At 67.3% G+C, this 13,208-nt stretch carries 16 protein-coding genes; 7 read left to right on the plus strand and 9 right to left on the minus strand.

Annotated elements, in window-relative coordinates:
• Positions 1–80: 80 nt before the first annotated feature.
• Both HMJ39_RS00765 and HMJ39_RS00770 read right to left on the minus strand, forming a co-directional pair.
• On the minus strand, positions 81–788 hold the full coding sequence (locus tag HMJ39_RS00765) for a sulfite exporter TauE/SafE family protein (RefSeq protein WP_256244712.1): 708 nt from the start codon (positions 786–788) through the stop codon (positions 81–83).
• A gap of 40 nt (positions 789–828) precedes the next feature.
• Positions 829–2,091, minus strand: a complete 1,263-nt coding sequence (locus tag HMJ39_RS00770; RefSeq protein ID WP_194295910.1) for a 6-phosphofructokinase — start codon at positions 2,089–2,091, stop codon at positions 829–831.
• Positions 2,092–2,225: 134 nt separating this feature from the next.
• On the opposite strand from HMJ39_RS00770, the gene HMJ39_RS00775 reads away from it, so the two are divergent.
• From HMJ39_RS00775 to HMJ39_RS00785, 3 genes are all read left to right on the plus strand, one after another.
• Entirely contained in the window at positions 2,226–2,747 is a 522-nt protein-coding gene (locus HMJ39_RS00775; RefSeq protein ID WP_161384156.1) for a hypothetical protein, read from the plus strand.
• Positions 2,748–2,988: 241 nt separating this feature from the next.
• Entirely contained in the window at positions 2,989–4,218 is a 1,230-nt protein-coding gene (gene fmdA / locus HMJ39_RS00780; protein ID WP_194295911.1) for a formamidase, read from the plus strand.
• 14 nt (positions 4,219–4,232) lie between these two features.
• On the plus strand, positions 4,233–4,565 hold the full coding sequence (locus tag HMJ39_RS00785) for an FmdB family zinc ribbon protein (protein ID WP_194295912.1): 333 nt from the start codon (positions 4,233–4,235) through the stop codon (positions 4,563–4,565).
• 158 nt (positions 4,566–4,723) lie between these two features.
• Here HMJ39_RS00785 and HMJ39_RS00790 read toward each other — a convergent pair whose 3' ends face one another.
• Complete coding sequence (locus tag HMJ39_RS00790) at positions 4,724–5,182, minus strand: MaoC family dehydratase (protein ID WP_161383990.1); 459 nt, start codon at positions 5,180–5,182, stop codon at positions 4,724–4,726.
• A 71-nt stretch (positions 5,183–5,253) separates the two neighbouring features.
• Between HMJ39_RS00790 and mpl the strand changes: the two genes are divergently transcribed.
• Positions 5,254–6,612 carry a UDP-N-acetylmuramate:L-alanyl-gamma-D-glutamyl-meso-diaminopimelate ligase gene (mpl, locus tag HMJ39_RS00795; protein WP_194295913.1) on the plus strand — a complete coding sequence of 453 codons (1,359 nt, stop codon included), beginning with the start codon at positions 5,254–5,256 and terminating at the stop codon, positions 6,610–6,612.
• Positions 6,609–7,223 carry a flavin prenyltransferase UbiX gene (locus HMJ39_RS00800; RefSeq protein ID WP_194295914.1) on the plus strand — a complete coding sequence of 205 codons (615 nt, stop codon included), beginning with the start codon at positions 6,609–6,611 and terminating at the stop codon, positions 7,221–7,223. Before mpl ends, HMJ39_RS00800 begins: the two co-directional genes overlap by 4 nt.
• 217 nt (positions 7,224–7,440) lie before the next feature.
• On the opposite strand, the gene HMJ39_RS00805 is transcribed toward HMJ39_RS00800, so the two are convergent.
• From HMJ39_RS00805 to HMJ39_RS00830, 6 genes are all read right to left on the minus strand, one after another.
• Positions 7,441–8,265, minus strand: coding sequence for an energy transducer TonB (locus HMJ39_RS00805; RefSeq protein ID WP_194295915.1), 825 nt, complete (start codon positions 8,263–8,265; stop codon positions 7,441–7,443).
• A complete protein-coding gene (locus tag HMJ39_RS00810) occupies positions 8,262–8,717 on the minus strand; it encodes an ExbD/TolR family protein (protein WP_161383986.1) in 456 nt (151 codons plus the stop codon). Before HMJ39_RS00810 ends, HMJ39_RS00805 begins: the two co-directional genes overlap by 4 nt.
• Positions 8,714–9,094: an ExbD/TolR family protein gene (locus HMJ39_RS00815; RefSeq protein WP_161383985.1), complete on the minus strand. Its 381-nt coding sequence runs from the start codon at positions 9,092–9,094 to the stop codon at positions 8,714–8,716. The genes HMJ39_RS00810 and HMJ39_RS00815 overlap by 4 nt, the downstream gene beginning before the upstream one ends.
• A gap of 3 nt (positions 9,095–9,097) precedes the next feature.
• Positions 9,098–9,787 carry a MotA/TolQ/ExbB proton channel family protein gene (locus tag HMJ39_RS19010; protein WP_161383984.1) on the minus strand — a complete coding sequence of 230 codons (690 nt, stop codon included), beginning with the start codon at positions 9,785–9,787 and terminating at the stop codon, positions 9,098–9,100.
• Positions 9,788–9,971: 184 nt separating this feature from the next.
• Entirely contained in the window at positions 9,972–10,397 is a 426-nt protein-coding gene (locus tag HMJ39_RS00825; RefSeq protein ID WP_161383983.1) for a copper resistance protein NlpE, read from the minus strand.
• 442 nt (positions 10,398–10,839) lie between these two features.
• Positions 10,840–11,511 carry a glutathione S-transferase gene (locus HMJ39_RS00830; protein ID WP_161383982.1) on the minus strand — a complete coding sequence of 224 codons (672 nt, stop codon included), beginning with the start codon at positions 11,509–11,511 and terminating at the stop codon, positions 10,840–10,842.
• A 122-nt stretch (positions 11,512–11,633) separates the two neighbouring features.
• Between HMJ39_RS00830 and HMJ39_RS00835 the strand changes: the two genes are divergently transcribed.
• On the plus strand, positions 11,634–12,161 hold the full coding sequence (locus HMJ39_RS00835; RefSeq protein ID WP_194295916.1) for a sigma-70 family RNA polymerase sigma factor: 528 nt from the start codon (positions 11,634–11,636) through the stop codon (positions 12,159–12,161).
• On the plus strand, positions 12,158–13,162 hold the full coding sequence (locus tag HMJ39_RS00840; protein WP_194295917.1) for a FecR domain-containing protein: 1,005 nt from the start codon (positions 12,158–12,160) through the stop codon (positions 13,160–13,162). The genes HMJ39_RS00835 and HMJ39_RS00840 overlap by 4 nt, the downstream gene beginning before the upstream one ends.
• Positions 13,163–13,208 lie beyond the last annotated feature (46 nt).

Genomic DNA, 13,208 nt, shown 5'->3' on the forward strand with positions numbered 1-13,208 from the left:
CATCGACCCCATTCCAGCCTTGGCTATCTGCCTCCCGTCAGCCGGCTGCCCTTACTGAACAACCTGGTGGCTTTACACACCTAGGCGCCGCCCAGACCGCGCCAGATGAGCTGCACGCCGATCAGCGCCATGGACAGGATGATCAGCCGGTAGAACAGCCGCTCATTGACCCGGGATTGCAGCCAGATGCCGTTGCGCACCCCCAGCCAGGCCACCGGAATCAGCAGGGCGGAGGTGCCCAGGCTGTCCAGGGTGAGTTCGCCGAGCCAGATGAAGGGGCCGATCTTGAGCGCGTTGATAAAGGCGAAGGTGACCACGCTGGTGGCGATGAAGGCTTCCTTGCGCAGCCCGCGCGGCAGCAGGTAGAGGTTCACCGGCGGTCCGCCGGCGTGGGCCAGGGTGCTGGTGAAGCCGCTGGCGGTGCCGCACAGCGCCGCCCAGATCCGCCCCGGGCGCCTGTGCACGGTGGGCTTGAACTGCATGTAGGCGGCGAAGGCCAGGGAGATCACCCCGAGCATCAACCGCACCTTGTTCTCGTCCAGGCTGCCCACGGTGAGGGTGCCGATGGCGATGCCCACGGCGGCGGCGGGCACCAGGCGTTTCACTTCCTCGGCGGCGTGGCGGCCCCACCAGGCGCGCAGGCTGAGCACGTCCATGACGATCAGCAGCGGCAGCAGCAGGCCGGCGGCCTGCATGGGGCCAATGGCCAGGGACATCAGCGGCACGGACAGGGAGCCGAAACCGCCGGCGAATCCGCCCTTGGAGACGCCGGTGATGTAGGTGGACACCAGGATCAGTGTCCACGCGAGCAGGGAAAAGTCCGGCAGCTTACACCTCGAAGTGGTCGTTGAGCTTCTTCGCCACCGGGGTCAGCTTGAGCTCCGCGAACTGCGGCAGGCCGTTCTTGTAGGGCGGGTAGGATTCGCCACCGATCAGCGGTTCCAGGTAGGCGCGGCCGGCGGGGGTAATGCCGAAGCCGTCCTTGCTGATGAACTTGCGCGGCATCTTTTTCTCGACGTTGGCCACTTTCTTGAGCGGCGCCTCGCCGATGGTCCAGCCGTATTTCTTGGTTTTCTTGCGCTCGATGGTGGGCATCACCGCGTTCTTGCCGGCGACGGCGAATTCCACCGCCGCGCGGCCCACCGCGTAGGCCTGGTCCACGTCGGTGGCGGAGGCGATGTGGCGGGCCGCCCGCTGCAGGTAGTCGCTCACCGCCCAGTGGTATTTGTAGCCCAGCTCGTTCTTGACCATCTGCGCCAGCACCGGCGCCACGCCGCCCAGCTGCTTGTGGCCGAAGGCGTCGGTGGTGCCGGCGTCGGCCAGGAAGGTGCCGTCGGCGGTGCGCGCGCCCTCGGAGACCACGATCACGCAGTAGCCCACTTTCTTGACGGTGTCGTCCACCTTCTTGAGGAAGGCTTTCTGGTCGAAGGCGATCTCCGGGAACAGGATCACGTGGGGCGCGTCCTCGGGCTTGTCCTTGGCCAGGCCGGCGGCGGCGGCGATCCAGCCGGCGTGGCGGCCCATCACTTCCATCACGAACACCTTGGTGGAGGTGGCGCACATGCTGGCCACGTCCAGGGCCGCTTCGCGGCAGCTCACCGCGGTGTACTTGGCCACCGAGCCGAAGCCCGGGCAGACGTCGGTGATCGGCAGGTCGTTGTCCACGGTCTTGGGCACGTGGATGGCCTGGATCGGGTAGCCCATGGTCTTGGACAGCTGGGAGATCTTCAGGCAGGTGTCGGCGGAGTCGCCGCCGCCGTTATAGAAGAAGTAGCCGATGTCGTGGGCCTTGAATACCTCGATCAGGCGCTCGTACTCGCGCCGTGAGGATTCCAGATCCTTGAGCTTGTAGCGGCAGGAGCCGAAGGCGCCGCCCGGGGTGTGCTTGAGCGCGGCGATGGCGCTCTTGCTTTCCTTGGAGGTGTCGATCAGGTCCTCGGTGAGGGCGCCGATAATGCCGTTGCGGCCGGCGTAGAGCTTGCCGATGGTGGCCTTGTTGTCGCGGGCGGCTTCGATGACGCCGGCGGCGGAGGCATTGATCACGGCGGTGACACCGCCGGACTGAGCGTAGAAAGCGTTTTTGCGCGCCATGGCGGACTCCTGCTGGGATTCAGCCGCGCATTCTAGCCCACTAAAGAGTCAGTTACATGCCCGGGCCGGCAAAAGTGGAGTCCCGGGCGCGGCTCTGGAACAATACGCGGCCGAACAAGCCCGGGGACGTCGCGATGAATGCTCTGCTGAAACTGTTCGCCCGGCTGTGCGTATTCCGCAGCGGCCCGGAGGACATGCCCTACATCCCGCCGCTGCTGGCGTTGATGCTGGCCGTGTGGCTGGCGCTGCAAATGCTGGCGGCCTCGCTGCAGGCCGGGCTGACCCTGGCGCAGATGGTGGGCGTGCAGCTGATCTCCCTGACCGTGCTGGCCGGTGCCACCACCGGAGTGCTGGCCTTCAAGCAACTGCTGGGGCGCTGGGTGCAGACCATGATGGCACTGCTTGGCGTGGATATCCTGCTCACCCTGGTGGCGCTGCCGTTGCTGCTGATCGGTCATGCGGTGGGCGGCACGCCGCCGTTCGTGGATGGCCTCTATCTGATCGTGGTGAGCTGGCAGCTGGCGATCCAGAGTTTCATTTTCCACCGGGCCTTCGCCGTGGGGCCGCTGCTGGGGCTGGCGCTGGCGTTCGGCCTGCTGATTCTCACCTTCATGGTGGTCAGCGGCGTGATGCCCGAGGCCATGCAGGCCGGCTGACGTGGATCGCGGCTGAACCGCTCCTGCCGGACAGGATGCCGTAGGAGCGGCTTCAGCCGCGACCACCGGCTGGCTCGCGTCCCACGCTGGAGGAACCGGCCCATGAAAGAACTCACTCCGCGACAGCCACCCGCGAACAATACGTCATCTGACGTACCCCCATCGGCCCTTTCACGAATGCCCCCGCTCGCCCATGCTGACTACTCTAATAACGAAAACAGGCTTGCCAACCGGAGGCACCATGGCTGACACCATCATCAAGATCGATCTGAACAAATCCCCCTACGACAACGAAGGCGTGCATAACCGCTGGCACCCGGACATCCCCATGGCCGCCATGGTGAAGCCCGGCGACGACTTCATCGTCGAATGCCACGACTGGACCGGCGGCCAGATCGGCAATAACGACAACGCCGAGGATGTGCGCGACGTGGATCTCACCCAGGTGCATTTCCTCACCGGCCCGGTGGGCGTGGAAGGCGCCGAGCCCGGTGACCTGCTGGTGGTCGATATCCTCGACATCGGCGCCTTCGACGAAAGCCAGTGGGGCTTCAACGGCTTCTTCTCGAAACAGAACGGCGGTGGCTTCCTCACCGAACATTTCCCGGAAGCCCAGAAAACCATCTGGGACTTCAACGACATGTTCACCAAGTCCCGGCACATCCCCGGCGTGGAATTCGCCGGCATGATTCACCCCGGGCTGATTGGCTGCCTGCCGTCCAAGGAAATGCTCAAGGAATGGAACGACCGCGAGAAGGAACTCTACGACACCGAGCCCGACCGCGTGCCCGGCCTGGTCAACCTGCCGTTCGCCGACACCGCCCACATGGGCAAGCTCAAGGGCGGTGAACGGGACAGCGCCGCCGCCGAGGGGGCGCGCACGGTGCCGCCCCGGGAACACGGCGGCAACTGCGATATCAAGGATCTGTCGCGGGGTTCCCAGGTCTATTTCCCGGTGTACGTGAAGGACGCCGGCCTGTCCGTGGGCGACCTGCACTTCAGCCAGGGCGACGGCGAGATCACCTTCTGCGGCGCCATCGAAATGGCCGGCTGGATTCACATGCGCGTGCACCTGATCAAGGGCGGCATGGAGAAGTACGCCATCAAGAACCCGATCTTCAAGCCCAGCCCCATGGCGCCCAAGTACGACGACTACCTGATCTTCGAAGGCATCTCCGTGGACGAGCAGGGCAAGCAGCACTACCTGGACGTGCACATCGCCTACCGGCAGGCCTGCCTCAACGCCATCGAGTATCTGAAGAAATTCGGCTACAGCGGCGCCCAGGCCTACTCGCTGCTCGGCTGCGCGCCGGTGCAGGGCCACATCAGCGGGGTGGTGGATGTGCCCAATGCCTGCGCCACCCTGTGGCTGCCCACGGACATCTTCGACTTCGACGTCAAACCGGGGCCGGACGGGCCACAACACAGCGTCGCCGGCAGCACCGACGTGCCGCTGGCCAAGGATAAATAGGGGAGGGCGAACGCATGCCGCTGTACGACTACAAGTGCGCCGAGCATGGCCTGTTTCACCAGCTGGTGGAGGTGGCGGACGCGGGGGAAACCCGCGCCTGCCCCACCTGCGGGACGCTGTGCGCCCGGGTGATTCTGGTGGCGCCCACGGTACTGGACATGTCCCCGGAACGGCGCGCCGCCTTCGCGCGCAACGAACGGGCCGCCCACGAACCGCGCCGGGGCAACCACCACTCGGAAAAGGAACAGGGCTGCTGCCACCACGCCAAGGCCAAGCCGAAGGTCTTCTACACCGCCGACGGCAAGAAGATGTTTCCCTCCGCGCGGCCCTGGATGATTAGCCACTAAAAAGACAGTTGATAGTGGACAGTTGATAGTTGATAGCGACGCGGGCAAAGCCCGTGGAGCCCGAAAACGAAGAGGCCGCGCCCAAGGTATGGGCGCGGCCTCTTTGCTTTAATGCGCCGAGGAACTCTCCCGCGCAGCTATCAACTATCAACTGTTAACTAAAAAAGCACCATACCGAGGCTTTCGGCCACGCAGGCGGGCTTGTCGCTGCCTTCCAGCTCGATGGTGATTTCGTTGCACAGCAGGTAGCGGCCTTCGCCTTTTTGCTGCACGGACTTCATGATGAAGCGCCCGCGCACGCGGGCGCCGGACGGCACCGGGGCGAGAAAACGGCAGCCGTTCAGGCCGTAGTTGATGCCCGCCTTGGCGCCCTCGATGGTGTAGATCTGGTCCTTGAACATGGGGATCAGCGACAGGGTCAGGTAGCCGTGGGCGATGGTACCGCCGAACGGCGATTCCTTCTCCGCCCGTTCCGCGTCCACATGGATCCACTGGAAGTCGCCGGTGGCCTCGGCGAACTGGTCGATGCGTTCCTGGCTGATCGTCATCCACTCGGTGACGCCCAGTTCCTTGCCCTCCCAGGCACTCAGTTCCTCGGGGCTGGTTATTGTCAGCATGGTCTCTCCTCGAACGATTCAAAGTCGCAGCCGATGTTGTATCCTGCCTGCAGCTGTTTTTCGAGGTTTTCATGCACATTCATATTCTCGGCATCTGCGGCACCTTCATGGGGTCGCTGGCGCTGCTGGCCCGGGCCAAGGGGCACCGGGTCACCGGCTCCGACCAGAACGTCTACCCGCCCATGAGCGATCAACTGGCCGCCGCCGGCATCGATCTGATCGAGGGCTACGACCCGGCCCAACTGGACCCGGCGCCGGATCTGGTGGTGGTGGGCAATGCCCTGAGCCGGGGCAATCCGGCGGTGGAATACCTGCTCGACCAGGGCCTGCCCTATACCTCCGGCGCCCAGATGCTCGCCGAGGTGGTGCTGCCCGGACGCTGGGTGCTGGCGGTGGCCGGCACCCACGGCAAGACCACCACCAGCTCCATGCTGGCGTGGATTCTGGAATACGCCGGCCTGGCGCCGGGCTATCTGATCGGTGGCGTGCCGGGCAACTTCGGCGTGTCCGCCCGGCTTGGCGACACGCCGTTCTTCGTGGTGGAGGCGGACGAGTACGACACCGCCTTCTTCGACAAGCGCAGCAAGTTCGTCCATTACCGGCCGCGCACCGCCATCCTCAATAATCTGGAATTCGATCACGCGGACATCTTCCCGGATCTGGGCGCCATCCAGACCCAGTTCCACCATCTGATCCGCACCATCCCCTCCCAGGGGCGCATCATCCTGCCCGCCGGCGAGGCGGCCCTGGAAGAGACCCTGGAGAAGGGCTGCTGGAGCGAGGTGGAGCGCTTCGCCGAGGACGGTGAGCCGGGTTACCGGCTGGAGCGCGCCGACGGCGGCGCCTTCACCGTGCTCGACAACGGCCACGAAGCGGGCCGGGTGGACTGGGACCTGACCGGCCGCCACAACGTCAACAACGCCATGGCGGCGCTGCTGGCCGCCCGCCATGTGGGCGTGACCCTGGCGGACGGCGCCGCCGCCCTGTGCGAATTCCAGGGCGTGAAGCGGCGCATGGAGTTGCGCGGCGAGATCGGCGGGGTGTGCGTCTACGACGACTTCGCCCACCATCCCACGGCCATCGCCACCACCCTGGAAGGCCTGCGGCGCAAGGTGGGCGATGAGCGCGTGCTGGCGGTGATCGAGCCGCGTTCCAACACCATGCGTCTGGGCCGTCACCGGGACGCCCTGGCGGCCAGCACCGCCGACGCCGACCGGGTGATCTGGTATCAGCCGCCGGGGCTGGACTGGTCCCTGGATCCGGTGGTGGCGGAGTCGCCGGTGCCGGCCTCGGTGTCCCGGGATCTGGATGAGCTGGTGGCCACCGTGGCCGCCGAGCCGGGCCCGCTGCACGTTGTGATCATGAGCAATGGCGGCTTCGGCGGCGTCCACGAGAAGCTGCTTACGGCGCTGCGCGGGAGGCTCGCATGAGCGAGGCGCGGCAACGGGTGACCCTGGCCTTCACCGGCGCCTCCGGGGCGCCCTACGGACTGCGCCTGCTGCGTTGTCTGCTGGCGGCGGATTGCGAGGTGTTCGTGATCCTCTCCAAGGCGGCGCGGGTGGTGATCGGCATGGAAACCGATCTGGCGCTGCCGGCGGGCACCGGCAAGGCGGAGGCGGCGCTGCGCGACTTCGCCGGCACCGACAAGGGCCGGCTGGTGGTGTGCGGCCTGGAGCAATGGACCGCGCCGGTGGCTTCCGGCTCCGGCGCGCCGGCGTCCATGGTGGTGTGCCCATGCTCCACGGGCACGCTGTCGGCGATCGCCAGCGGCGCCAGCGACAACCTGATCGAGCGGGCCGCCGACGTGGCGCTCAAGGAGCGCCGCCAGTTGATCCTGGTGCCCCGGGAAAGCCCGTTCTCGGCGATCCATCTGGAGAACATGCTCAAACTGGCGCGGCTGGGGGTGACCATCCTGCCCGCCGCGCCGGGCTTCTATCACCGGCCGGAGAGCGTGGACGATCTGGTGGATTTCGTGGTGGCGCGCATCCTTGATCAGCTCGGCGTGCCGCAGACCCTGGTGAAGCGCTGGGGCGAGGAGTAGCGCCCAGTCGCTCCTACAAACAAATCCCCCCAACAGAACTCCGGAGCCAACCCGTGACGGTTACCTCGTAGCGTCTCGGAGTGATCCCCCTTCCGGGACCCTGTCAAACAGGATGTTTGACCGGGAGCCCCCATGGACGGGTTCACGGCGTTCCCGGAAGGGGGATCACTCCGGGACGCGGGCCTGGATAGAACCCCACAGGCCCCGGAGCCTCCCTCTAGAGCGTATAGTGAATCGGCACGGTCACCGAGATCGGCTCGCCGGCCAGCTCCGCCGGCGGCTCCGGGAAGCGCAGGCGGCGCACCAGCTCCACCGATTGCTGATCGAGGATGCGGCTGTCGGAGCTGCTTTTCAGGGTCACGTCGCTGGCGCGGCCGTTGCTGTCCAGCACGAAGCTCACTTCCACCACGCCCTGCTGCCGGCGCATGCGCGCCCGGGCCGGGTATTCCTTGTTGTACTCGATGGTGTCGCGCACCTTGCGCAGGTAGCGGTTGAGCAGGTTGTCGTGGTCGCCGCTGCGGTGCACGCCCTTGCCCGGGTCGCCGGCGATGCCTTTCTGGCCCTGGGGCTGTTGCTGGCCGGAGGCGACGCGGGTCTGCTCGTCCACCTTGTCCGCCGGGGCACCCTGTCGCGGGGCCGGTTCCGGAGTGGGTTCGGGCTCCGGGGGCGGCTCGGGCTGGGGCTCCGGCTCCGGTTCTGGTTTGGGCTCGGGCTTGGGTTTCGGCTTGGGCTTGGGCTCGGGTTTGGGTTCCGGCTTCGGCTTGGGCTTCGGCTTTGGTTTGGGCTCGGGCTTCGGCTCCGGCTTGGGTTCCGGTTTCGGAGTCGGCTCCGGTTGCGGCTTGGCCTCCGGGGCCGGTTCCGGCGCCGTGCTCACGGCGCTTTCCGTGGGCTTCTGGGCCAGGTTCAGGGTCACCGCCTGCTGCACGCCGGGGCGCGCCGGGCGGCCGCCGGCCAGGGTCAGGCTCTCGATGGTGAGCAGCAGGCTGGCGTGGGCCAGGAGGGCCAGGGTCCAGGCGAGAATCAGGCGCGGTTTACGGCTCACGGGGCGCTCTCACTCCGGGTTACCAGACGGACTTCCTCGATGCCGGCCTCGCGCAGCAGTTCCAGGTTGGCGCGCAGGCTTTTCAGGGGCGTGCCGGCGTCGGCCAGCAGGCGCACCGGTTCCTGACCGGGGGCGTCGCCGTCCTCGGCGTTGGCCGCTTGCCGTTGCCGCTCGCCACGGCGGGCTTCCACCAGGGCGGCCACCGTTTCGGCGTCCACCGGCTGGCCTTCATGCAGCAGCTTGCCGTCGGTGTCCAGCACCAGCATCAATTGGTCCGGGTTTTCGTCGGTGGCGGCGCTTTCGCTGCCCGGCGCTTCCGCGTCCCCTTCCGGACGGGGCGCCAGCTGGCCGGCCACCATGAAGAAGATCAACAGCAGGAACACCACGTTGATCAGCGGCAGCACCGGCTCCAGGGGCGGGCGGCGGCCGCTGTCCGGCGACTCCAGATTCATGGCATCAGCTCCAGCTGCACGTCCTCGACGCCGGCGGCGCGCACCGCGTCCAGGGTGGCCAGGGCGGCCTGCAGCGGGGCGTCCGGTTCGCCGGTGATGAGCACCGTCTGGCCGGCGTCCAACTGCGCGGCGAGCTCACCCAGGGCGTAATCGGTGTCGCCGATACGCACCTGGCCGCTTTCGGTCACCGTCAGGGTCAGCCAGTCGCGGTCCTGCTGGTCGGTGCTTTCCTCGCTGGGCAGCACGTTCACCGGCAGGTCCTTCCAGTCGCCGAAGCGGCTGGCCAGCATGAAGAACACCAGCAGGATGAACACCACATCGATCAGTGGCGTCAGGCTGATGCTCGGTGAGCGGTGGCGTTCCGGTTCCAGATGCATGGATCAGCCGGCCACCGCCCGGCGGCGGGGAGCGTCGGCGGTGGCCTCGGCGGCGGGCGCTTCGGCCAGGTCACCCTGGCGGCGCACCTGGACCTTGAGGCGGGCCAGGCGGTCCTGCAGTTTTTCGCGGCACAGCTCGATGGTGCGGTCCGCCCAGTGGAAGGCGGCCAGGGCCGGGATCGCCACGGTGAGGCCGGCGGCGGTGGTCAGCAGCGCTTCCCAGATACCGCCGGACAGAATCGACGGATCCACCTGGGAGCCGGCGGATTCCAGGGCCTGGAAGGCGCCGATCATGCCGAACACGGTGCCCAGCAGACCGATCAGCGGCGACAGGGCGCTGATCACTTCCAGGGTGCGCAGGCCGCCGCGCATGTCTTCCAGGGCCTCGCGGCCACGGCGCAGGCTGTCCTCTTCCCAGCTTGCCGGGTCCATGGCCCGGTTGTCCCAGGCCTGGAGGATCACCCGGTCGATGGGCGCCTGGCCGGCTTCCAGGTCGGCGGGGGCCTGGCCGCGCTCCAGGCGCTCGAGCAGGGCGTCCGCCTGCTTGCTGGAAACCGGCCGGATGCGGCCGAACTGGAGCATCTTGGCGATCAGGGTGGCCAGGGCCACCACGGACAGGAGCGCGAGCAACCACATGGCGGGACCGCCGGCGGTGAACCACTCCGGGAGTTGAAAGTGCAGGAAAGAAGTCATGTCCGAACTCCGGTTGACGGGCGGCCGCCGCCATCTGGAAAGAGAGCGGAAAAGGGACGGTGCCGCCAGAGTGCCCGGGAGTCTAGCACTTGCGTATTCAAATGCAAGTCATTCCTATTTGCACCGGTTGGGGGCGTGACGGCCTGCCCGGAAGCGGCGCGGGCCGCTTCCGGCGGGAGGGAATTTACTGCTGCATAAGGGTGTAGTTGAAGTCCGAATCGATGCGCTGACCGTCGGCGTTGAGCATCTCCACGGCGTTGCGGCGGTTTTGCACGAAGCGGAACTGCTCCTCGGGCTCGTCCGGGTTAAGCACGTAGAGCGGGTAGCTCTGGCCGTCCAGCTGCATGCGCTGGTCCACCCAGTTGCCCCGTTCCACCTGGCCGGAGCCGGAGTCGCCGCGATCCAGGTATTGCTGGCGCAGCTCGAAGCGGGAGGCTTCGCCGTCCTGGTCGCGGTACAGGGTCAGCGTGGTCTTGATGCCGGCGCAGTCCGCGCACGGCAGCACGCCCTGATAGACGGTGTTGGAGGCTTTGGGGTCGATGGGCTGGCTTTGGCAGGCGGCCAGGCCGAGCGTGCCGGCCAGGCCCAGGGCGTAAAGCGTCTTCTTCATGGTGTGTCTCCCTGACGGTGAAAAATGAACAGGCCATCAGTATAGACAACACCCCGTGACGTATTTCACGGCTTTAACAGTGTTTAACGCGCCGGCGGTCATTCCTCCCGGCGGCGGGCGAGATAGCGCTGCACCCCTTCCGAGATCAGGAAGCCCACGGCCAGCGCGATCAAGAAGTAGAGTAAAATCATAGTTCCCCGAATCGGTAAAAAAGCCGATTTTTTAATCGAAGCCTGGTACGCACTTCCGGAAGCTTAGGCCGGTTTCGCCCTTGAATCAGTAACTTACTGTGAGCGCTTGTAATTATTTGGTGGGGTCGATGGCGACCCGGAACTCAGAATAACGGGGGAAGGGGAGCGGCGTCAGAGTGATCGGATCGTTTTTTGAGCTGTGTCACAATTTGCATTGATGCCGGGAGGCGTTGCCCGCCCCCCGGCGTGCTTCAGGCGCCCAGCAACTGCAGCGGGCCGCCCCGTTCGATGCCGCGCTGGTAGGCGGGCCGCGCCTCCACCCGCTGGATGAAGTCGCGGATATGGGGCAGGGCATCCAGGTTGGCCCGGGAGGCCGCCGCCTGCAGCGGGAAACTCATCTGCACGTCGGCGCCGCTCAGGTCGTCGCCGGCGAACCAGGTGTTGCGCGCCAGATGGTCTTCCACCAGGGCCAGTTGGTCCTGCAGTCGCGGCTGCAGGAACTCGCTGTTCATCCGGCCGCTGATCTTGCGGGCGATGGGCTTGGCGAAGAACGGCATGGGCGCGGTGGCGACCCGGCCGAACACCAGCTTCATCACCAGCAGCGGCATCAGCGAGCCCTCGGCGAAATGCAGCCAGTACACATAGTCCAGCCAGGCCCGGCTGGCCGGGTCCGGCTTGAAGCGGCCGTCGCCGTAGCGCTCCACCAGGTACTCGATGATGGCGCCGGATTCCGCCAGCACGGTGTCGCCGTCGCTGATCACCGGGGATTTGCCCAGGCGGTGGATGCGGCGCAGGCTCTCCGGCGCCAGGCTGGTATTCGGGTCGCGGCGGTAGTGTTCGATCTCGTAGGGCAGCTCGAGCTCCTCGAGCAGCCAGAGGATGCGTTGCGAACGGGAATGTTCCAGGTGATGAACGATGATCATGGGCGCTCCGGACTTGAGGATAAGCGCCGAGCATAGCACCCCCGCCCGGGACGGCGGGAATTGACCCGCCGGGCCGCCGCGTAGAGAATGAGAATAATTTCCATTCAATAACGGAGCTGTTCGTGACCGGGAGCGCGCCCACCGAGTCCGTCGCCGATCTCTATGCCCGTCACCACGGCTGGCTGCACCAGTTGCTGCGGCGCCGCCTGGGCTGCTCCGAGACCGCCGCCGACCTGGCCCAGGATACCTTCGTGCGCCTGCTGCGCCGGCCCCGCCGCTTCGACAGCGCCGAGGGCGCGCGCGCCTATCTGAGCACCGTGGCGCGGGGCCTGTGCGTGGATTTGTGGCGCCGCCGGGAAGTGGAGCGGGCCTGGCTGGCGGTGCTGGCGGAGCAGCCGGAAACCATGGCGCCTTCCTCGGAGCACCAGGCCATCGTGATCGAGACCCTGTGCGAGGTGGATGCCCTGTTGCGGCGCCTGCCGGACAAGGTGGCCCGGGCGTTCCTGATGGCCCAGCTGCACGGCCGGACCTACCGGGAGATCGCCGCCGCCCTGGAGGTGTCCGAGCGCATGGTGAAGAAGTACATGGCCCGGGCCATGCTGCACTGCGCGCTGCTGGAAGCTGATTTCCACCAGGGCGTATCGCGATGAGCGCCCCGGACTCCACCTTGCCGGATCAGGGCGCGCCGGACTATCGCAGCCTTGAGCAGGCCGCGGAATGGTTCGCCACCCTGGGCGACGAGGACGTCTCGGCGGCGGAGCACGAGGCCTGGCGGCGCTGGCTGGAGGCCAACCCGCGCCACCGCCGCGCCTGGGACTATGTGGAATCCGTGGGCCGTCGCTTCGGCCGGCTGCGCGCCGACGGCGATCCGGACCTGGCCGGTGGCGCCCTGGACCGGGTGCGCGAGCACCGCCTGTCCCGCCGCCAGGCGCTCAAGGGGCTGGCGGTGCTGGCCACCGGCGGCGCGCTCGGCTGGGCCGGTTGGCGCCATTCGCCGTTGCCGGAGCTGGCCTGGGCCTGGCGCGCCGACTACCACACGCCGGTGGGTGGCCGCCGGGCGCTGACGCTGGACGATGGCACCCGCGTCTGGCTCAACACCAACAGTGCCTTGAACGTGGACTTCGACCGCCGACGGCGCCGACTCACCCTGGTGGCCGGCGAAGTGCTGGTGGACACCGGCGCCGACCCGCGGCCATTGTGGCTGGCCACCGGCGCCGGTGAACTGCGCCCGCTCGGTACCCGCTTCCGGGTGCGCCGGGATGGGGACGGCACCGAGGTGGCGGTGTACCAGGGCGCGGTGCGCGTGCGCGCCGCCGCCAGCGGCGCCGAGCGCACCGTGCCGGCGGGCCGCCGCACCCGCTTCGATGGCCGCCGCATCGCGCCGCTGGTCGATGCCGATCCGGCCCGCCAGGCCTGGACCCGGGGCCTGCTGATCGCCGAGGAGCGCCCCCTGGGCGAGCTGGTGGCGGAGCTGGCCCGCTATCGCCATGGCCATCTGGCGGTGGACCCGGCGGTGGCCGGCCTGCCGGTGATGGGCACCTATCCCCTGGACGACACCGACCGCGCCCTGGCCATGCTGGAAGCCGCCCTGCCGGTGCGCGTCCGGCGGCGCCTGCCCTGGTGGGTGACCCTGGAGCCGGCGGCCGATTGACGGACACGTGCGTCAGGTCAAAAAGCGGATACACAAAAAGGCGCAC

It is taken from the genome of Alloalcanivorax profundimaris, assembly GCF_015265435.1.
Taxonomy (GTDB): domain Bacteria; phylum Pseudomonadota; class Gammaproteobacteria; order Pseudomonadales; family Alcanivoracaceae; genus Alloalcanivorax; species Alloalcanivorax profundimaris.

What these genes read in the sequence shown, in the direction of transcription:
- HMJ39_RS00770 (WP_194295910.1), bottom strand. Translation starts at nt 2,091, where the DNA reads ATGGCGCGCAAAAACGCTTTCTACGCTCAGTCCGGCGGTGTCACCGCC.
- HMJ39_RS00775 (WP_161384156.1), top strand. Translation starts at nt 2,226, where the DNA reads ATGAATGCTCTGCTGAAACTGTTCGCCCGGCTGTGCGTATTCCGCAGC.
- fmdA (WP_194295911.1), top strand. Translation starts at nt 2,989, where the DNA reads ATGGCTGACACCATCATCAAGATCGATCTGAACAAATCCCCCTACGAC.
- HMJ39_RS00785 (WP_194295912.1), top strand. Translation starts at nt 4,233, where the DNA reads ATGCCGCTGTACGACTACAAGTGCGCCGAGCATGGCCTGTTTCACCAG.
- HMJ39_RS00790 (WP_161383990.1), bottom strand. Translation starts at nt 5,182, where the DNA reads ATGCTGACAATAACCAGCCCCGAGGAACTGAGTGCCTGGGAGGGCAAG.
- mpl (WP_194295913.1), top strand. Translation starts at nt 5,254, where the DNA reads ATGCACATTCATATTCTCGGCATCTGCGGCACCTTCATGGGGTCGCTG.
- HMJ39_RS00800 (WP_194295914.1), top strand. Translation starts at nt 6,609, where the DNA reads ATGAGCGAGGCGCGGCAACGGGTGACCCTGGCCTTCACCGGCGCCTCC.
- HMJ39_RS00810 (WP_161383986.1), bottom strand. Translation starts at nt 8,717, where the DNA reads ATGAATCTGGAGTCGCCGGACAGCGGCCGCCGCCCGCCCCTGGAGCCG.
- HMJ39_RS00815 (WP_161383985.1), bottom strand. Translation starts at nt 9,094, where the DNA reads ATGCATCTGGAACCGGAACGCCACCGCTCACCGAGCATCAGCCTGACG.
- HMJ39_RS19010 (WP_161383984.1), bottom strand. Translation starts at nt 9,787, where the DNA reads ATGACTTCTTTCCTGCACTTTCAACTCCCGGAGTGGTTCACCGCCGGC.
- HMJ39_RS00825 (WP_161383983.1), bottom strand. Translation starts at nt 10,397, where the DNA reads ATGAAGAAGACGCTTTACGCCCTGGGCCTGGCCGGCACGCTCGGCCTG.
- HMJ39_RS00830 (WP_161383982.1), bottom strand. Translation starts at nt 11,511, where the DNA reads ATGATCATCGTTCATCACCTGGAACATTCCCGTTCGCAACGCATCCTC.
- HMJ39_RS00840 (WP_194295917.1), top strand. Translation starts at nt 12,158, where the DNA reads ATGAGCGCCCCGGACTCCACCTTGCCGGATCAGGGCGCGCCGGACTAT.